Source organism: Micromonospora sp. NBRC 107095, assembly GCF_030269705.1.
Classification (GTDB): Bacteria; Actinomycetota; Actinomycetes; order Mycobacteriales; family Micromonosporaceae; genus Micromonospora; species Micromonospora parva.
The window spans coordinates 791,783-809,072 of sequence record NZ_BSTU01000002.1 but is presented as its reverse complement, the minus strand read 5'-3'; the positions used below and the strand labels follow the sequence as shown (position 1 = coordinate 809,072).

Sequence of the window (17,290 nt, the reverse complement as noted above, 5' to 3'; positions counted from 1 at the left end):
CGTCACATGCTGGCGATCAGCCGCTCCACCCGCTCGTCGTACGCCCGGAACGGGTCCTTGCACAACACCGTGCGCTGCGCCTGGTCGTTGAGCTTCAGGTGCACCCAGTCGACGGTGAAGTCGCGGCGCTTCTCCTGGGCGTGCCGGATGAACTCGCCCCGCAGCCGGGCCCGGGTGGTCTGCGGCGGGGTCTCCTTGGCCTCGAAGATCTCCGGGTCGGTGGCCACCCGGTCGACGTCACCGCGGCGCTCCAGCAGCCCGTAGAGGCCCCGGCCGCGACGCACGTCGTGGTAGGCCAGGTCCATCTGCGCCACCCGGGGGTGCGACAACGGCAGATCGTGCTTGCGCTGGTAACGCTCGATCAACCGCAGCTTGCTGACCCAGTCGATCTCCCGGGACACCGGTTCCAGGTCACCGGTCTCCACCGCGTTGAGCACCCGCCCCCACAGCTCGACGACCCGCTTGGCGGCCTGGTCGCCGCCGCGTCGCTCGACGAACTCGGTGGCCTTGGCGAGGTATTCCTGCTGGATGTCCAGGGCGCTGACCTCCTTGCCGTTGGCCAGCCGCACCTTGCGCCGCCCGGTGATGTCGTGCGACACCTCCCGAATGGCCCGGATCGGGTTCTCCAGGGACAGGTCGCGCATCACCACCCCGGCCTCGATCATCCGCAGCACGATGTCGGCGGTGCCGACCTTGAGCAGCGTGGTGACCTCGTTCATGTTGGAGTCACCGACGATCACGTGCAGCCGCCGGTAGCGCTCGGCGTCGGCGTGCGGCTCGTCGCGGGTGTTGATGATCGGGCGGCTGCGGGTGGTCGCCGAGGAGACGCCCTCCCAGATGTGCTCGGCCCGCTGCGAGAGGCAGTAGACCGCGCCGCGGGGGGTCTGCAGGACCTTGCCGGCGCCGCAGATCAACTGCCTGGTCACCAGGAACGGGATGAGCACGTCGGCAAGCCGGCCGAACTCGCCGTGCCGGGAGACCAGGTAGTTCTCGTGGCACCCGTACGAGTTGCCGGCCGAGTCGGTGTTGTTCTTGAACAGGTAGATCTCACCCGCGATGCCCTCGTCGTGCAGCCGTTTCTCCGCGTCGACGAGCAGGCCCTCCAGGATCCGCTCGCCGGCCCGGTCGTGGGCGACGAGATCGGTCACCGAGTCGCACTCCGGTGTCGCGTACTCCGGATGCGACCCGACGTCCAGGTAGAGCCGGGCCCCATTGCGCAGGAAGACGTTGCTCGACCGGCCCCAGGACACCACGCGCCGGAACAGATACCGCGCGACCTCGTCCGGGGACAGCCGCCGCTGCCCGCGATAGGTGCAGGTGACGCCGTACTCGGTCTCGAGGCCGAAGATTCGCCGCTCCATGGTGTGACATTAGCCGCCTGGAGGCCCGGTTCGTCACTGTCAGACCACAGGTCGTGCCCCGAGCGCTGTCACATACCGGTTGAGTGCGACATTCCGTCCGGGCCGAGGCTCGCCACGAACCGCCGGCAGCTGTCGTACTCCGGGAGCAGACCCCGCTCGCGGGCCTGGGCGAGGGTCGGCGCCGCGTCGTCGCGCGCGGACAGCAACGGAACCTCCGCCGGCCACTCGATGCCCAACTCCTCGTCCAGCGGGTGCACCGCGTGCTCGCCGGTCGGGTTGTAGGTGGCCGAGCAGAGGTAGCTCAACGTCGCGTCGTCGGTCAACGCACAGAACCCGTGCCCCAACCCCTCGCTGAGGTAGACCGCCCGACGGTCGGTGTCGTCCAGCCGGACGCCCTCCCACCGGCCGAAGGTCGGCGAACCCACCCGCAGGTCCACGATCACGTCGAGGACCGCGCCCCGCACACAGGTCACGTACTTGGCCTGCCCGGGCGGGACATCGGCGAAGTGCACGCCGCGCACCACGCCACGCGCGGACACCGACATGTTGGCCTGGGCCAGCCGCAGCGGATGCCCCACCGCCTCGGCGAGCTTGTCGAAGCGGTACCACTCCATGAACATGCCACGCGGGTCGCCGTGCTGCTGGGGGGTGATCTCCCAGGCACCCTCGATGCTCAACTCCCGGATCTTCACCAGGAACCCCCGTCGCGCTCGGCCTGCTCACTGAGCAGCCGGAGCAGGTAGTCGCCGTAGCCGCTCTTGGTCAGCGGCTCGGCCAGCGCGCGCAGCTGCGCGTCGTCGATCAGGCCGGCCCGCCAGGCGACCTCCTCGACACAACCGATCTTGAGGCCCTGCCGTTCCTCGACCACCCGGACGAACTCGGCGGCCTGCATCATCGAGGTGAACGTGCCGGTGTCCAGCCAGGCGGTGCCCCGATCCAGCACCGTCACCGACAGCTCGCCCCACTCCCGGTACGCCTCGTTGACCGCCGTGATCTCCAGCTCGCCGCGCGCGCTCGGGGTGAGCTTGCGGGCGATGTCGACCACCCGGTTGTCGTAGAAGTACAGGCCGGGCACCGCGTACCGGGACTTCGGCCGGGCCGGCTTCTCCTCGATCGAGAGCACCCGGCCGTCGGCGTCGAAGTCGACCACGCCGTACTCCTGCGGGTTGGCCACCTGATAGGCGAAGACCCGCCCGCCGACCAGGTCACCGTGGTCGGCGAGCTGCCGCCCCAGACCCACACCGTGGAAGATGTTGTCACCGAGGACCAACGCAACCGACGCGTCGCCGATGAAGTCCGCGCCGAGGATGAACGCCTGCGCGATGCCCTCCGGGCGCTCCTGGCTGGCGTACTCCAGCCGCAGCCCGAACTGGCTGCCGTCGCCGAGCAGGCGACGGAACTGGTCCTGGTCGTCCGGAGTCGTGATCACCAGGATCTCCCGGACCCCGGCCATCACCAGGGTGGAGAGCGGGTAGTAGATCATCGGCTTGTCGAAGACCGGCATCAGCTGCTTCGAGACCGCCCGGGTGATCGGCCAGAGCCGGGACCCGGTGCCGCCGGCAAGTAGGATTCCGCGCACCGGGGAAGCCTAGCCGCACCCGGACAGGTTGTGCGGGGGTCGCATACCGGGCGCAGCGCCACCTGTCGCGTATACTTCCGGACCCGTGAGGATCCTCGTCACCGGCGGAGCCGGATTCATCGGGTCGGAGTACGTCCGCCTGCTGCTGGGCAAGCCCCTCGGCGGCGCCGACGGCGTGCCGCCGCTCGAGCCGGCCGCCGTGACCGTCCTGGACAAGCTGACCTACTCGGGCAACCTCGCCAACCTCGCGCCCGTCCGCGACGACCCGCGACTGCGGTTCGTGCAGGGCGACATCTGCGACCCGGTCGTGGTCGACGAGGTCGTCGCCGGGCACGACGTGATCGTGCACTTCGCCGCCGAGTCGCACGTGGACCGCTCGATCGCCGGTGCCGCGCCGTTCGTCACCACCAACGTGCTGGGCACCCAGACGCTGCTCGACGCGGCGCTGCGCCACGGCACCGGACGATTCGTGCACGTCTCCACCGACGAGGTCTACGGCTCGATCGACGAGGGCTCCTGGACCGAGACCTGGCCCCTGGCCCCCAACTCGCCGTACTCGGCGTCCAAGGCCGGCTCCGACCTGCTGGCGCTGTCGTACCACCGCACCCATGGCATGGACGTGGTCGTCACCCGCTGCTCCAACAACTACGGCCCGTACCAGTTCCCCGAGAAGGTCATCCCGCTGTTCGTCACCAACCTGCTCGACGGCGGCACCGTCCCCCTCTACGGCGACGGCGGCAACATCCGCGACTGGCTGCACGTGCACGACCACTGCCGCGGCATCGCCCTCGTGCAGCAGAAGGGCCGCGCCGGCGAGGTCTACAACATCGGCGGTGGCACCGAACTGACCAACAAGGAACTCACCGGTCTGCTCCTGGACGCCTGCGACGCCGGATGGGACCGGGTCGTCCCGGTCACCGACCGCAAGGGCCACGACCGCCGGTACTCGCTCGACATCACGAAGATCAGCGAAGAGCTCGGTTACCACCCCAGCATCACCCTGGACCAGGGCCTCGCCGACACCGTCCGCTGGTATCAGGACAACCGCACGTGGTGGGAACCCCTCAAGTCCGCCCCGGCCGCATGACCCGAATCCTCGTCACCGGCGCGGGCGGGATGCTCGGCCGGGACCTGGTCACCGTGCTGGGGACACGACCCGACCTCAAGGTGACCGCCGCCACCCGCGCCGACCTGAACGTCACCGACCGCGCGGCGGTGGACGCCGCCGTCGCCGGGCACGACCTGGTGATCAACGCGGCGGCCTGGACCAACGTCGACGCCGCCGAAGCCGACGAGGCCGCGGCGACCGCCGTCAACGGGGGCGCCGTGACCAACCTGGCCGCGGCCTGCGCCGCCAACGGAACCCGACTGATCCAGGTCTCCACCGACTACGTCCTCGCCGGCAACGCGGACACCCCCTACCCGGAGGACGCGCCCACCGCGCCGGTCAACGCGTACGGCCGCAGCAAACTCGTCGGCGAACAGGCCGTCGCGCGCCTCCTGCCCGACACCGGGTACGTTGTACGCACTGCCTGGCTGTACGGCGCCCACGGCCCGAACTTCGTGGCCACCATGCTCCAACTCGCCGCCCACCGCGAACACCTCGACGTCGTCGACGACCAACACGGCCAGCCCACCTGGTCCTACGCGCTCGCCGAACGCCTCGTCGCGCTCGCCGACGCGGCAGTGGCCGGCGACGCGCCGCCCGGCGTCTACCACGGCACCTGCACCGGGCAGACAACCTGGTACGGGTTGGCCCGCGCCACGTTCACGCTGGCCGGGCTGGACCCGGACCGCATCCGACCCACCACCAGCGACCGGTATCCGCGTCCCGCCCCCCGGCCTGCGTACAGTGTGCTAGGGCACAGCCGCTGGGCAGCCGTGGGTCTGCCCCCGCTTCCGGACTGGCACAGCGCCCTGGTTGACGCGTTCCACTCCCCCGCTCCACCCGCCCCGTGGAAGGTCGCATGAAGCTCACCCTCGTCACCGGCCTGACCGGCCTGCTGCTCCTCGGCACCATCGTCGAGCTGCTGCGCCGCCGTCAGCTGCGCGAGAAGTACGGCATGCTCTGGCTCGCCGTACTGGTCGTCGTGATCCCGCTGTCCCTGTTCCCCCGGCTGCTCGACAACGTCGCCGAACTCCTCGGCGTCGCCTCCGGCGTCAGCCTGGTGCTCTTCCTCGGCATCGTCTTCCTGCTGCTCGTGTGCGTACACCTGAGCTGGGAGGTCAGCGCACTCGAAGAAGAGACCCGCACCCTGGCCGAGGACTTCGCCCTGCTCCGCGCAGAGATCGACGCGGACCGGGCGGCCCGTGACGAACTGGTGTCGACCGATGGTTAACGGCAAACGCACACTGATCATCATCCCGGCGCTCAACGAGTCCGGTTCGATCGCCGACGTCGTCGGCGAGGTCCGCGGCGAACTGCCCGGCGTCGACGTGCTCGTCGTCGACGACGGCTCCACCGACCGCACCGCCGCCGTCGCCACCGCCGCCGGCGCCACCGTCGCGAAACTGCCGTACAACCTCGGCGTCGGCGGGGCCATGCGCCTGGGCTACCGCTACGCCCGCGACCACAACTACGACGTCGCCATCCAGATCGACGCCGACGGCCAGCACGACCCCCGGTACGTGCCGAAGCTCGTCGACCTGCTCGACGACAACGACCTCGTCATCGGCGCCCGCTTCGCTGGCGAGGGCGACTACACCGTCCGCGGCCCCCGCCGCTGGGCGATGGTGATGCTCTCCGCCGTGCTGTCCCGGGTCGCCCACACCAAGCTCACCGACACCACGTCCGGCTTCCGCGCCGCCAACCGGCGGGTCATCGACATGTTCGCCACGTGGTACCCGGCCGAATACCTCGGCGACACCGTGGAGACCCTGGTCCACACCGCCCGCCGCGGATACCGCATCCGGCAGGTGCCCGTCGCCATGCGCAAACGGATGGCCGGCACACCCAGCCACTCCCCCGCCCGGGCGATGATCTACCTCGGCCGTGCGTTCGCCGTCCTCACACTGGCGCTCATTCGCCGGTGATCCGTCGCCTGCTCCGCCTGATCCCGCCCGGCACCATCGCTGTTGGTGCCGGGCTGGGCCTTCTCGGCCTCGCCTCCTACGTGCACCTCGCGGTCGCCGGCCACAGCCTCAGCACCGCCGACTACTCCGCCCTGTCGGTGCTCTGGTCGATCGTGTTCACCCTCGGCATCGGCGTGTTCATGCCGATCGAACAGGAAGTGGCCCGGATCGTCGCCGCCCGGCACAGCCAGGGGCTGCCCCCGGGGCCGGTGCTGGCCCGCGGCGTCACCGTCGCCGCCGTGCTGCTCGCCGTGTTGGTGTCGGCCGCCACCATCGGCCGCCAGCCGCTCGCCGACAAGCTCTTCGCCGGCGACGCCAACCTGGTCACCGTGCTGATCGGCGCACTCGCCGCGATGGCCGTCGCCTACGCCACCCGAGGCGTCCTCTCCGGCCTGCAACTGTTCCCCTGGTACGGCACCCAACTCGGGATCGACGGCGGCCTGCGCATCACCATGGTCGCCCTGCTCGGGCTGGCCGGGGTCACCTCCCCCGTCTGGTACGGGCTCGTGCTCGTCGCCGCCCCGCTGGTCAGCGTCCTGCTCACCCTGCCACCGGTGCTACGCGCCATCGGCGCCGGCCCGCCGGTCGCCTGGGCCACCCTGCTGCGCGGCCTCGGCCTGCTCACCGCCTCCAGCCTGCTCTCCCAGGTCGTGGTGAACATCGGCGTGATCAACGTGCAACTGCTCGCGCCCTCCGACGCGGCAGCCGCCGGCGCGCTCCTCAGCGCCCTCGTGCTGGTCCGCATCCCCCTGTTCGTCTTCGGCTCCCTCCAGGCGTCACTGCTGCCCGGCCTGGCCACCACCGCCACCACCGGCGACCACGCCGGCTTCCACAGTCTGCTGCGCCGGGCACTCGGCATCGTCACCGCCCTCGGCCTCGCCGGGGCCCTCGGCGCCGTGCTGCTCGGCCCATGGCTGGTCGGCGTGCTCTTCGACGCGCCCGGCGTTCTCGGCCACGCGGACTTCGCCTGGTTGGCCGCCGCCACCCTCGCCTACCTGTGGGCCATGGTCCTCGGCCAGGCCCTGCTCGCCCTCGACCGGCACCGCGCCCAGGCCCTCGCCTGGACCGCCGGCGTCGCCGCCCTGATCGCCGTCACGCTGATCCCCGCCCCGGTCACCCTGCGAGTCGAGTTGGCGTACACCATCGGGTCCGTCATCGTGGCCGCCACCATGGCGCTGCTGCTGCGCGGCGGCACCCACCGACCGACCACCCCCACCCGGCCGCTCGCCGAAGCCGCCGCCCCTGCCGCATCCGGAGGCATCCGATGACCCGCCCACAGGTGACCGCGGTCATGCTCGCCTACGGCGCCGAGCCGTACCTGGTCGACGCCGCCAACGCCATCCTCGCCAGCACCGACGTCGACATCGACCTGGTCGTCGTCGACAACGGGTGCACCGGCGACGGCATCGACATCGTCAAGGGCTTCCCCCAGGTACGGGTCGTCCGCCCCGAGCAGAACACCGGCTACTCCGGCGGCTGCCGGATCGGTGCCGCCGAGGCCACCGGAGACTGGCTCGCCTTCGTCAACTCCGACGCCATCGTCGCCCCCGACGCCCTCGCCAAGACGGTGGCGGTCGCCGCCGAACCCGGCGTCGGCGCCGCGATGGCCTCCATCCGGCTCGCCGACACCCCCGAACTGATCAACACCTCCGGCAACCCGCTGCACTTCACCGGCCTGTCCTGGGCCGGCGGCAACGGCGAACCGGCCACCGCCCACGCCGTCCGCACCACTGTCCCGTCACTCAGCGGCTGCTGCTTCGTGATCAGCCGACGGCGCTGGCAGGAACTCGACGGCTTCGCCGAGGAGTACTTCGCCTACCACGAGGACACCGAGCTGAGCCTGCGGCTCTGGCACCGCGGCCTGCGCCTGGAGTACGTCCCCGACGCCGTCGTGCGCCACCACTACGAGTTCTCCCGCAACGACCTGAAGCTCTACCTGGTGGAACGCAACCGGCTGGTCACCCTGCTCACCGCCTACCAGACCCGCACCCTGGTGCTGCTCGCCCCGATGCTGCTGCTCACCGAAGCCGCCATGCTCGCCGCCGCGCTCGCCGGTGGGTGGACCCGGCAGAAGACCCGCGGCTGGGGCTGGCTGTGGCGCAACAGGTCCTGGGTGGGTGCCCGCCGCCGTCAACTCCAGGCCGAACGGACCGTGCCCGACGGGGTGATCGCCGAGCTGATGACCGCCCGGGTCGCCCCGTCGAACGTCGACTCACCCCCCGGCATGGGCGTCTTCAACGCGGTCGCCGCCGGCTACTGGGCACTCGCCCGGCCGCTGCTCCCCCGCCGCTGACCCACCACACGAAGAAGCGCCGGGGCCCGCTCACACGGACCCCGGCGCTTCTTCGTCACACGATCAGCTGTCGGCCTGCCCCGGCCGATCCTCCAGGTCCGCGGAGCCCGCCGAGCTGGTCGGCTTGCCCGCCTCCCCGGTCGGCACGCTCGGCGTGTCCGGCAGGTCACCCGCCGGCGGTGCCGCCTTCCCGTCCAGCAACGCGGTCAGCGCGGCCCCGGTGATCCGCCGGAACGTCCGGCCAACCCGCTGACGGTCCAGCACCGCCACCTCGAGCTGGTTCGCGGCGATCGTCCGAGCGGCGCCGCCCTCCCCACCGACGCTGCTCAGCGCCTGCACCGCGACCTTCACCGCCTCACCGAGCGACATGTCCGGCCGGTGGTTGGACTTCAGCACACCGGTGATGGCCTCAGCCTGACCACCCATCGCCATCCGCCCCGGCTCGTCATTGACCGAACCGTCGTAGGTGAGCCGGTACAACTCGTCATCGGCGGGGGTGGCCCCGACCTCCGCCACGCAGATCTCCACCTCGAACGGCTTCGACTGCTCGGTGAAGATCGCACCAAGCGTCTGCGCGAACGCGTTGGCCAGGGCCCGACCGGTGACGTCCCGGCGGTCGTAGCTGAGCCCGTTCAGGTCGGCCATCCGCACGCCGGCCCGCCGCAGGTTCTCGAACTCGTTGTACCGGCCGACCGCGGCGAAGCCGATCCGGTCGTAGATCTCACTGACCTTGTGCAGGGCGCTGGAGAGGTTCTCCGCGACGAAGAGCACCCCGCCGGAGTAACTCAGGACCACGGCGCTGCGCCCGCGAGCGATGCCCTTACGGGCCAGCTCGGAGCGGTCACGCATGATCTGTTCGGGCGAGGCGTAGAACTGCATGGCCACGGCGGCGGTTCTCCTAACGGCGCTGTGCTGACGACTGCTGGCAGGTGGGTGGGGGCGGGGTGGACCTAGCCGCCCGGATTTTCCATCCGGCCGGCGACCACGCCCTCGGCGATCGTCGCCGTCTCGGCGTCGGTGAGCCGGTAGGTGCCCTCGGCAGTCGCGGTCATCACCACGGGGTAGATCCGCCGGGTCAGGTCGGGCCCACCGGTCGCGGTGTCGTCATCGGCCGCGTCGTAGAGCGCCTCGACCGCCAGCCGCGTCGCGTCCTCGACGGACAACCCGGCCCGGAACCGCTTCTTCAACGCGGACTTGGCGAACAACGACCCGGACCCGATCGCGTCGTAGCCGGTCTCCTCGTACGGGCCACCGGTCACGTCGAAGCTGAAGATCCGGCCGGCCCGCGCCGGGTCGGCGGCGGCCAGGTCGAACCCGGCGAAGAGCGGCACCACGGCCAGCCCCTGCATGGCCGCCCCCAGATTGCCCCGGATCATCGAGGCCAACCGGTTGGCCTTACCGTCCAACGAGAGCATCGCGCCCTCGATCTTCTCGTAGTGCTCCAGCTCCACCTGGAACAGTCGCATCAGCTCGATGCCGATGCCGGCGGTGCCCGCGATGCCGACCAGCGAGTACGCGTCGGCCGGGTGCACCTTCTCGATGTCACGCTGGGCGATCAGGTTGCCCATGGTGGCCCGTCGGTCGCCCGCCATCACCACACCCTCGGCGGCCGCGATGGCGACGATGGTGGTCGCGTGCGGCGCCAGGTCGGCGGCCATGCCCGGCGGCAGCGGTCGCCGACCGGGCAGCATCTCGGGGGCCACCCGACTCAGAAACGTCGTGAAGGAGGACGTCCCCGCGTTGGTGAACACATCTGGTAGACGCCCGGATGGATCAAAGCCCGCTGCCACGTGGTTCCTCTCAGGTACGTGATCGCCCTGGCCAGCCTCATGGGACTGTCACGGAACTGGCCAAGACCACCGTTGCAGTTGAAGCAGAGTATCCCGCGCACCCATCCGGTGCGATGATCGTGGTCCAGATGTTGCGGGTCGGCACCGCCACAGATCGCGCAGACCCCGCCCTGCTCAGCCAGGAGCTCCTGAAACTCCTTCTCCCCCACGCCGTACCTCCGCCGCAGGTGGTACTCGCGGTTGCCGCCGTACAGCCGGTCCTTCGTGTCTCTGGTCTTGGCGTTGTGGCAGGGCTTGCAATAGGTCGCGTAACCGGAGGGATCCGCACGGTTGCGGGGAAAGGCGTCGAACGGCTTGACCGCATCGCAAGCCGGACAGAATCTGTGTCCGTCCGGCACGACCCGGCCAGGGCGCACCTCACGGTCGAACTTTGCCTTCACTCGACGCGCGTAGCTTGCCTTGGACCGCTCGTTGAAGCAGGGCTTGCAATAGCTGCCCCGCCCATCCGGCCGCTTGGAATTCGCACAGAACTCATCGAGCGGCTTCCATTCGCCGCAGTCTCGGCAGCGGCGGAGCCCATCACGATCGTCATTGATCCGAGCCATGTCCGAATTACCCTATATGTTCACTCACCTCCTTTTTGTACGTAACCTCTCACGAATTCCTCCGCGTTTTCTTCGAGGACGGAGTCGATCTCGTCGAGGAGGTCGTCGACGTCCTCGGTGATCTCGGCGTGCCGCTCGGCCACCTCGGGGTTGGCCTCGGTGGTGACGTCCTCGATTTCCTCGCCCTGACGGGACTTGCCGGACTGCGACTGGCCGCCGCTGTCATGAGTGGCCACTGCTGCCTCCTCCACGATCGTCTGCGATGAACTTACCTCGCGCGGGCGACGAAAAGCCCGCCGCGCGCCGGCTTGCGGCACACGACGGGCGGACGAATCCGGAATCAGCCCCCGGTCAGCGTCTCCAGCAGATCCTTGGCGCTGGCGCAGCGGTCGAACAGCGCACCGACGTGCGCACGGGTGCCCCGTTCCGGCTCCATCATCGGCACCCGGACGAGCGACTCCCGGCCCACGTCGAAGATCACCGAGTCCCAGCTCGCGGCGACCACCTCGGAGGCGTACTGGGCGAGGCAGCGGCCCCGGAAGTAGGCCCGGGTGTCTTCCGGGGGCTCGGTCATCGCGGTACGGGTCTCGTCGTCGGTGAGCAGCGTCTTCATCGCCCCCCGGCTGACCAGGCGGTGGTAGAGCCCCTTCTCCGGTCGGACGTCGGAGTACTGCAGGTCGACGAGCTGGAGCTTGTGCGAGCCCCAACCGAGCTTCTCCCGCTCCCGGTAGCCCTCCAGCAGCCGCAGTTTGGCCACCCAGTCCAACTCGTCGGCGCAGAGCATCGGGTCCCGGCCCAGCCGGTCCAGGACGCTCTCCCAGCGGTCGAGCACGTCGACGGTCTGCTCGTCGGCGTCGGTGCCGTACCGGTCCTCGACAAAGGACCGGGCCCGTTCCAGGTAGGCCCACTGCAGGTCCAGCGCGGTGAGCCGGCGGCCGTCGCGCAGCCGCATGCGGTGCGTCAGGGAGGGGTCGTGGCTGACGGCGCGCAGTTCACTGACCGGGTCGGCGATGCCGAGGTCGGCACCGAGGGCCTTCTCCTCGATCATGGTAAGGATCAGGGCGGTGGTGCCGACCTTGAGGTAGGTGGAGATCTCGGAGAGGTTGGCGTCGCCGATGATGACGTGCAGCCGGCGGTACTTGTCGGCGTCGGCGTGCGGCTCGTCGCGGGTGTTGATGATCGGCCGCTTGAGGGTGGTTTCCAGGCCCACCTCGACCTCGAAGAAGTCGGCACGTTGGGAAATCTGGAAGCCGCTCTGGCCGCCGTCCTGGCCGATGCCGACGCGGCCGGCGCCGCAGACGATCTGGCGGGTGACGAAGAACGGCGTCAGGTACGCCACGATGTCGGCGAACGGCGTCTGCCGGCGCATCAGGTAGTTCTCGTGGGCGCCGTAGCTGGCGCCCTTGTTGTCGGTGTTGTTCTTGTAGAGGTGGATCGGTTGGGTGCCGGGGATGGTGGCGGCCCGGCGGGACGCCTCGGCCATCACCCGCTCGCCGGCCTTGTCCCAGCGCACGATGTCGCGGGGGGTGGTGACCTCCGGGGTGGAGTATTCGGGGTGGGCGTGGTCCACGTAGAGCCGGGCGCCGTTGGTGAGTATCACGTTGGCCAGGCCGAGGTCTTCGTCGGCGAGGGCCTCGGCGGGGTCGTACGCGGCGCCGGAGTAGGTGAAGCCGCGGGCGTCGCGCAGCGGCGACTCTTCCTCGTAGTCCCACCGGGCCCGACCGCCCCGGTTGAGTTCCGGGCGGGCCCCGTAGGCGTTGACCACCTGCGACGAGGTGACCATCGGGTTGGCTCCGGCCTGTCCGGGCACGGAGATGCCGTACTCGACCTCGGTGCCCATGATTCGCCGTACGCTCATGCCGCGCCCCGCTTCAGCTCGCTGACGTACCGGTCCACGCCCCCGCCGGCCGGCGCGTTTCCGCTCGATCGGCCCTGCGCTCCAGCCTAGTCCGAATCCGACAGCAACGCCCGCACCGGGCGTGGTCGGCCGGTCGGCCGGTCAGCGAGGATCCAGGGCCGGCTCGGTGATCGCTGACGCCGGCTCGTCGGGCTCGTTCAGGGGGCGCATCGAGACCCGCCAGGCGAGGACGCCGAGCAGTGTCAGCCCGAGCACGCTCGCCAGCAGGGGCGTGATCGACCCGAGCGGGGGGTGCCAGTCGCCGGCGAAGGGGTTGAAGGTGCGGAAGGTCAGGTATTTGGGCAGCCCGTCCTGCCATCGCACCATCGTCAGGATCAGGACGAAGAGGTGGATCGGGAGGAGCAGGATGACGCTGATTCGGACCAGGGTCCGGCTGCGGGTGGCGTCGAGTCCGCGTTCCTCCCAGACGTACGCGGCGAAGAGCATCACCCCGGCGAGCATCGGCAGCATGTAGCGGCCCTGGGTGACGAACCCGGTCTGCTTGACCAGTGCCACCTGCATCACGGACGGCACCACGGTGCCGGCGACGATCAGGACGAGCAGCCGCCATCGGTCGACCAGCCGGCCGAAGACGAACGCGCCGATCAGTAGTGTCGCGGCGACGAACTGCCAGGTCAGGTAGATCGGCGCGGGCATCCGGGTGTCCAGCCACGAGGTCACGCCGACCATCTGGTCGAGGTAGCCGCGCCACCGGTCGCTTTCGGCGAGGGCGGCCTGGCCGTAGGTGTAGACGTGGCCGCCGTACTTGCCGAGGTCGGAGCTTTTCATCACGACGCCCCAGCCGACCGCGGTGACGGCTGCGACGGCGATGCCGCCCACCCACCACCAGACGGCCTTCTCGCGCACGAGCCGGCCGACGTTGCTCTGCCGCCAGGGGAAGGCGAAGGCGACGAACGCGGCGGCCAGCCAGAGGGGCCCGGTCTGCCGCAGCATGGCGAGCAGGAGCCCGCTGATGCCGGCGAGGATGAGGAGCCCGTGGTGCGGTTTGGGTCGGCGGTCCAGGAACAGCGGTATGGTCGCGGCGAAGAACGCCACGCCGGCGGCGATCTCCACGCCGTTGGGGTTGACGGCGCTGCCCATCTGGGCGGCCATCGGGGTGACGGCGACCAGCAGCCCGGCGATCATCAGACGGCGGCGGGACCAGGTCACCGCGACGACGAACGCGCTGGCGAGCAGCGCCGCGGCGATGCCGGCGCTGATGAACCGGGCGAGCAGCACTCCGGACCAGCCGGGCCAGAGGTCGAGCGGCCAGCCGACCAGGGCGTAGTAGACGGGGTGGTAGCGACCGGCGCCGGTGCCGGCGCGTACGGGGGTGTCGTCGCTGCCGGGTGGGACCGCGCAGGCGGCGGAGACGGCGGGCTTGAACTGCCAGCACTGTTCCCTGACCAGGCCGGCGGGGACGTCCTGGAAGGCTCCCGAGCCCTTCTTGGCGTCGGCGGGCGGCGGGGCGATCTCGCCCGCCGCCACTCCGGCGGCGCGGATCATGTGTTCCCGCTCGTCCGGTGTGCCGTCGTAGGGGGCGGCGACCGACCAGGCCCCGATGGTCAGCAGGAAGCCGACGAAGGCCAGGATCCAGACCCGGCGGGTGCCGGCGACGGCGCCGTCGCCGGCCGCAGGTTGTTCGGTCATCGCGGTTCTCTGCGCTGCCTTTCGGGGGCGTGGGGACGGATCAGGGCCCGCTACCGGTCAGTCTGGCGTCGACTGGATGTCGAGGGTGAGCGCGGAGATCAGCATGTGGATGCCGGTCAGGAGCGGCCCGACGCAGAGCAGGACGCTGCCGGTGGTGGCGACGGGTGGGCCGAGCGTCTCGGCCAGCACCCAGATCCCCCAGGCGGAGCCGAACAGGATGAGGAACAGGCCGGTGAAGAAGAGCAGCGCGACGGCGGAGAACGAGGCGAGGACGTGTTTGAGCAGCATCCGCCGCCAGAAGCCGCGGAACAGGAGGCTGGCGATGCGGGGGGCGACCTTGTGGATGCGCATCGTCGACACCTCCTCGCCGTAGCTGGCGGGGACCGGTACGTCCTTGGCTCGGGCGTTGGCGATGTTGAGCCAGATCAGGAGGTCGTTCTCGAACTCGTAGCCGCGGGCCACGGCGGCGACGTTGAGTCGCAGCAGGGCTGACCGGGAGACCGCGGTGTAGCCGTTCTGCGGGTCGAAGAGGTTCCAGTAGCCGCTGGCGACCTTCGTCGCGAACGACAGGGCGACGCTGCCCAGCATCCGTACGGCCGGCATGTCGGCGAACGAGGTGCGGGAGAAGAAGCGGTTGGCCTTGGTGAACTCGTAGCCGTCGTCGCAGATCGGGTCGAGCAGCGCGGGCAGGTAGGCCGGGTCCATCTGGGCGTCACCGGCCATCACGACGTTGATGTCGGCGCCCAGGAGGAGGGCCCGCTCGTGCCCGTCCATGATCGAACCGCCGACGCCGGTGTTCTTCTCGTGGTCGATGACGACGACCCGTGGGTCGCCCACCGCGCGGGCGCGGGCGGAGGTGTCGTCGGTGGAGCAGTCGTTGATGACGACGATGAAGTCCACGAAGTCGGGCATCGTGGTGATCGTCTTGCCGATCAGCCGGCTCTCGTTGTACGCCGGGACGACGGCGGCGATCTTCTGACCCTTGTACATGCTCAGCCGACCAGCGCGGTGTCGCGGATCTGCAGGCACACCTCGAGGGCGGCCAGGCCGTCTTCGCCGCTGACCACCGGCCGGCGGCGGTTGACGACGCAGTCGGCGAAGTGCCGCAGTTCGTGCATCAGCGGTTCGCCGTGCTGGGACAGGAAGGGGATCTCGACGCGGCCGCTCTGCCGGTAGCGCACGCCACCCTCGGAGAGGTACTCGGAGTGTTCGATGCGGTGCACCTCGACCTGCTGGCGCAGCAGGTCCGCGATGACGCAGTCGTTGCGCTGGGTGAGGGTGACGCGGCGGATCTTGTTCTGGCTGACCCGGCTCGCGGTGATGTTGGCGATCATGCCGTTTTCGAACATGAGCAGCGCGAACGCCAGGTCCTGCTCGGCGGAGCGGACGATCCGGGTCGCCGCGCGGTGCGCGACGATCTCCGAGCCGGCCACCGTGCGCGCCAGGTCGACGTCGTGGATCATCAGGTCCAGCAGGACGTCGGCGAGGGCGCGGTTGGAGAACGGGCCGACCCGGGTGATCTCCAACGACAGTGGATCGTCCACCAGTTGCAGGAGTTCTGTCACCGCCGGGTTGAAGCGCTCGACGTGGCCGACCATCAGCACGCGGTCGTGCTTCTCGGCGAGGTCGATGAGGCTCCGCGCGTCGGCGACGGACGTCGCGATCGGCTTCTCGACGAGCAGGTCCCGGCCGCTGCGCAGGATGCGTGCGCCCAACTCGCCGTGCGTCTCGCTCGGGGTCGCCAGGACGACGGCGTCCACGCCGGCCAGCGCCTCGTCGAGGTCGGTCGTGTACTGCGCGCCGATGGCCTTGGCCAGGGTGGCGGCCCGCTGGGGGTCGGGGTCGCAGACGGAGGTGACGGTGACGTCCGGCGTGGAGAGGGCCACCCGGCCGTGGTTCGCGCCCATGATGCCCGCGCCGATGATCGCCAAATTAGGCATTGAACGCACCTCGTACGGCCTCGATCACCTGGTCGACGTCGTCGTTGGCCAGGTGCTGGTGGACAGGAAGGGAGAGCGCCTCCTCGGCGGCGCGCAGGGCACGAGGGGTGTCGTCCGTGCCGATCTGCGGGTGACCCACGTAGCAGTCGTAGTGGTGCATGAGGCGGGGGTAGTACAGACCGTAGCCGATCTGCCGCTCGTCGAGCCGCTTGCCGAGGTCGTCGCGGCTCAGTGGCGCGTCGGCGCCGATCCGCACCGTGTACTGGTGCCAGACGTGGCTGCGTCCCGCCGGCACCGACGGGGTGGTCAGACCGGGCAGGTCGGCGAGGCCGGCGGTCAGCTTCGCGGCGTTCTCGGCCCGACGGGCGGTGGTCTCCGCCAGCCGGCCGACCTGCGGCACGGCGATGGCGGCCTGCAGGTCGGTCAGTCGCCAGTTGTGGCCCGGCGCCTCGTACTGGTACCGCACCCGCATGCCCTGGTTGCGCAGCAGCCGGAGCCGGTCGGCGATGGCGTCGTCGGAGGTGGTGATCAGGCCACCTTCGCCGCACTGCAGGTTCTTCGTGGCGTACATCGAGAAGCAGCCGACGCCGAACGAGCCAACCGCCCGGTCACCGACGCGGGCGCCGTGCGCCTGCGCGGCGTCCTCGACGATCGCGAGCCCGGCGGTGTCGGCGATCGCGGTGAGGGCCGTCATGTCGGCGGGCAGCCCGTAGAGGTGCACCGGCAGGATGGCCTTGGTCCGTTCGTTGACCAGCGCCTTGACCGAGTCCGGGTCGATGGTGAAGTCGTCGCGGATGTCGGCGAAGCGGACCGTCGCCCCGGACTCGAGGATCGCGTTCAGGGTCGCCGCGAAGCTGAAGGGGGTGGTGATCACCTCGTCGCCGGGCTGCAGACCGAGCGCTTCGAGAGCGGCGACCAGGGCGACGGTGCCGTTGCTGACGGCCACGGCGTGCGGCACACCGCACAGCTCCGCGAAGGACCGCTCCAGCTCGGCGACCATCGGACCCTGCGCCAGCCTGCCGGAGCGCAGAACCGACAGGACCGCGGCCTCTTCCTCGGGGCCGATGACCACCGACGTGATGGGAATAGACATGAGGGGTCTC

18 protein-coding genes are annotated in these 17,290 nt (G+C 70.2%); 6 read left to right on the top strand and 12 right to left on the bottom strand.

Going from position 1 to position 17,290, the window contains the following annotated elements; translation table 11 throughout:
- Nucleotides 1-2: 2 nt before the first annotated feature.
- From pafA to rfbA, 3 genes are all read right to left on the bottom strand, one after another.
- A complete protein-coding gene (pafA, locus tag QSK15_RS16135) occupies nt 3-1,361 on the bottom strand; it encodes a Pup--protein ligase (protein WP_030332925.1) in 1,359 nt (452 codons plus the stop codon).
- A 68-nt stretch (nt 1,362-1,429) separates the two neighbouring features.
- Complete coding sequence (gene rfbC / locus QSK15_RS16130; RefSeq protein ID WP_285794985.1) at nt 1,430-2,053, bottom strand: dTDP-4-dehydrorhamnose 3,5-epimerase; 624 nt, start codon at nt 2,051-2,053, stop codon at nt 1,430-1,432.
- The gene (rfbA, locus tag QSK15_RS16125; protein WP_285794984.1) at nt 2,050-2,940 is read right to left on the bottom strand and encodes a glucose-1-phosphate thymidylyltransferase RfbA; all 891 of its coding nucleotides are present in this window, start codon (nt 2,938-2,940) and stop codon (nt 2,050-2,052) included. The genes rfbC and rfbA overlap by 4 nt, the downstream gene beginning before the upstream one ends.
- Before the next feature lie 85 nt (nt 2,941-3,025).
- Here rfbA and rfbB point away from each other — a divergent pair, with 85 nt between their 5' ends.
- The 6 genes from rfbB to QSK15_RS16095 are packed head-to-tail and all read left to right on the top strand — an operon-like array spanning nt 3,026 to nt 8,305.
- Nucleotides 3,026-4,027: a dTDP-glucose 4,6-dehydratase gene (gene rfbB / locus QSK15_RS16120; protein ID WP_030332920.1), complete on the top strand. Its 1,002-nt coding sequence runs from the start codon at nt 3,026-3,028 to the stop codon at nt 4,025-4,027.
- On the top strand, nt 4,024-4,911 hold the full coding sequence (gene rfbD, locus QSK15_RS16115) for a dTDP-4-dehydrorhamnose reductase (RefSeq protein WP_285794983.1): 888 nt from the start codon (nt 4,024-4,026) through the stop codon (nt 4,909-4,911). The genes rfbB and rfbD overlap by 4 nt, the downstream gene beginning before the upstream one ends.
- Nucleotides 4,908-5,279 (top strand): DUF2304 domain-containing protein, encoded by a 372-nt coding sequence (locus tag QSK15_RS16110; RefSeq protein ID WP_030332916.1) that lies wholly within the window; start codon nt 4,908-4,910, stop codon nt 5,277-5,279. Before rfbD ends, QSK15_RS16110 begins: the two co-directional genes overlap by 4 nt.
- Entirely contained in the window at nt 5,272-5,973 is a 702-nt protein-coding gene (locus QSK15_RS16105; RefSeq protein ID WP_030332914.1) for a glycosyltransferase family 2 protein, read from the top strand. The genes QSK15_RS16110 and QSK15_RS16105 overlap by 8 nt, the downstream gene beginning before the upstream one ends.
- Nucleotides 5,970-7,280 (top strand): polysaccharide biosynthesis protein, encoded by a 1,311-nt coding sequence (locus QSK15_RS16100; RefSeq protein WP_285794982.1) that lies wholly within the window; start codon nt 5,970-5,972, stop codon nt 7,278-7,280. Before QSK15_RS16105 ends, QSK15_RS16100 begins: the two co-directional genes overlap by 4 nt.
- Nucleotides 7,277-8,305, top strand: a complete 1,029-nt coding sequence (locus QSK15_RS16095) for a glycosyltransferase family 2 protein (protein WP_285794981.1) — start codon at nt 7,277-7,279, stop codon at nt 8,303-8,305. The genes QSK15_RS16100 and QSK15_RS16095 overlap by 4 nt, the downstream gene beginning before the upstream one ends.
- 63 nt (nt 8,306-8,368) lie before the next feature.
- On the opposite strand, the gene prcA is transcribed toward QSK15_RS16095, so the two are convergent.
- The 9 genes from prcA to QSK15_RS16050 form a co-directional block, all read right to left on the bottom strand.
- On the bottom strand, nt 8,369-9,190 hold the full coding sequence (prcA, locus tag QSK15_RS16090; protein WP_285794980.1) for a proteasome subunit alpha: 822 nt from the start codon (nt 9,188-9,190) through the stop codon (nt 8,369-8,371).
- A gap of 65 nt (nt 9,191-9,255) precedes the next feature.
- Nucleotides 9,256-10,095 carry a proteasome subunit beta gene (prcB, locus tag QSK15_RS16085; protein ID WP_030332906.1) on the bottom strand — a complete coding sequence of 280 codons (840 nt, stop codon included), beginning with the start codon at nt 10,093-10,095 and terminating at the stop codon, nt 9,256-9,258.
- Nucleotides 10,014-10,700: an endonuclease VII domain-containing protein gene (locus tag QSK15_RS16080; RefSeq protein ID WP_285794979.1), complete on the bottom strand. Its 687-nt coding sequence runs from the start codon at nt 10,698-10,700 to the stop codon at nt 10,014-10,016. The genes prcB and QSK15_RS16080 overlap by 82 nt, the downstream gene beginning before the upstream one ends.
- A 20-nt stretch (nt 10,701-10,720) precedes the next feature.
- On the bottom strand, nt 10,721-10,936 hold the full coding sequence (locus QSK15_RS16075) for a ubiquitin-like protein Pup (protein WP_088948111.1): 216 nt from the start codon (nt 10,934-10,936) through the stop codon (nt 10,721-10,723).
- 104 nt (nt 10,937-11,040) lie between these two features.
- Nucleotides 11,041-12,558, bottom strand: coding sequence for a depupylase/deamidase Dop (gene dop / locus QSK15_RS16070; protein ID WP_036411579.1), 1,518 nt, complete (start codon nt 12,556-12,558; stop codon nt 11,041-11,043).
- A 141-nt stretch (nt 12,559-12,699) separates the two neighbouring features.
- On the bottom strand, nt 12,700-14,247 hold the full coding sequence (locus QSK15_RS16065) for a DUF2142 domain-containing protein (RefSeq protein ID WP_285794978.1): 1,548 nt from the start codon (nt 14,245-14,247) through the stop codon (nt 12,700-12,702).
- Between the two features lie 57 nt (nt 14,248-14,304).
- Nucleotides 14,305-15,237: a glycosyltransferase family 2 protein gene (locus QSK15_RS16060; RefSeq protein WP_285794977.1), complete on the bottom strand. Its 933-nt coding sequence runs from the start codon at nt 15,235-15,237 to the stop codon at nt 14,305-14,307.
- A gap of 2 nt (nt 15,238-15,239) precedes the next feature.
- The gene (locus tag QSK15_RS16055; protein ID WP_081883858.1) at nt 15,240-16,187 is read right to left on the bottom strand and encodes a Gfo/Idh/MocA family protein; all 948 of its coding nucleotides are present in this window, start codon (nt 16,185-16,187) and stop codon (nt 15,240-15,242) included.
- On the bottom strand, nt 16,180-17,280 hold the full coding sequence (locus tag QSK15_RS16050; RefSeq protein WP_285794976.1) for a DegT/DnrJ/EryC1/StrS family aminotransferase: 1,101 nt from the start codon (nt 17,278-17,280) through the stop codon (nt 16,180-16,182). Before QSK15_RS16050 ends, QSK15_RS16055 begins: the two co-directional genes overlap by 8 nt.
- Between the last annotated feature and the right edge of the window lie 10 nt (nt 17,281-17,290).

Bases quoted from the DNA above. Each gene is read 5' to 3' on its own strand.
- pafA (WP_030332925.1), bottom strand. From the start codon at position 1,361: ATGGAGCGGCGAATCTTCGGCCTCGAGACCGAGTACGGCGTCACCTGC.
- rfbD (WP_285794983.1), top strand. From the start codon at position 4,024: ATGACCCGAATCCTCGTCACCGGCGCGGGCGGGATGCTCGGCCGGGAC.
- QSK15_RS16110 (WP_030332916.1), top strand. From the start codon at position 4,908: ATGAAGCTCACCCTCGTCACCGGCCTGACCGGCCTGCTGCTCCTCGGC.
- QSK15_RS16105 (WP_030332914.1), top strand. From the start codon at position 5,272: ATGGTTAACGGCAAACGCACACTGATCATCATCCCGGCGCTCAACGAG.
- QSK15_RS16095 (WP_285794981.1), top strand. From the start codon at position 7,277: ATGACCCGCCCACAGGTGACCGCGGTCATGCTCGCCTACGGCGCCGAG.
- QSK15_RS16080 (WP_285794979.1), bottom strand. From the start codon at position 10,700: ATGGCTCGGATCAATGACGATCGTGATGGGCTCCGCCGCTGCCGAGAC.
- dop (WP_036411579.1), bottom strand. From the start codon at position 12,558: ATGAGCGTACGGCGAATCATGGGCACCGAGGTCGAGTACGGCATCTCC.
- QSK15_RS16065 (WP_285794978.1), bottom strand. From the start codon at position 14,247: ATGACCGAACAACCTGCGGCCGGCGACGGCGCCGTCGCCGGCACCCGC.
- QSK15_RS16060 (WP_285794977.1), bottom strand. From the start codon at position 15,237: ATGTACAAGGGTCAGAAGATCGCCGCCGTCGTCCCGGCGTACAACGAG.
- QSK15_RS16055 (WP_081883858.1), bottom strand. From the start codon at position 16,187: ATGCCTAATTTGGCGATCATCGGCGCGGGCATCATGGGCGCGAACCAC.
- QSK15_RS16050 (WP_285794976.1), bottom strand. From the start codon at position 17,280: ATGTCTATTCCCATCACGTCGGTGGTCATCGGCCCCGAGGAAGAGGCC.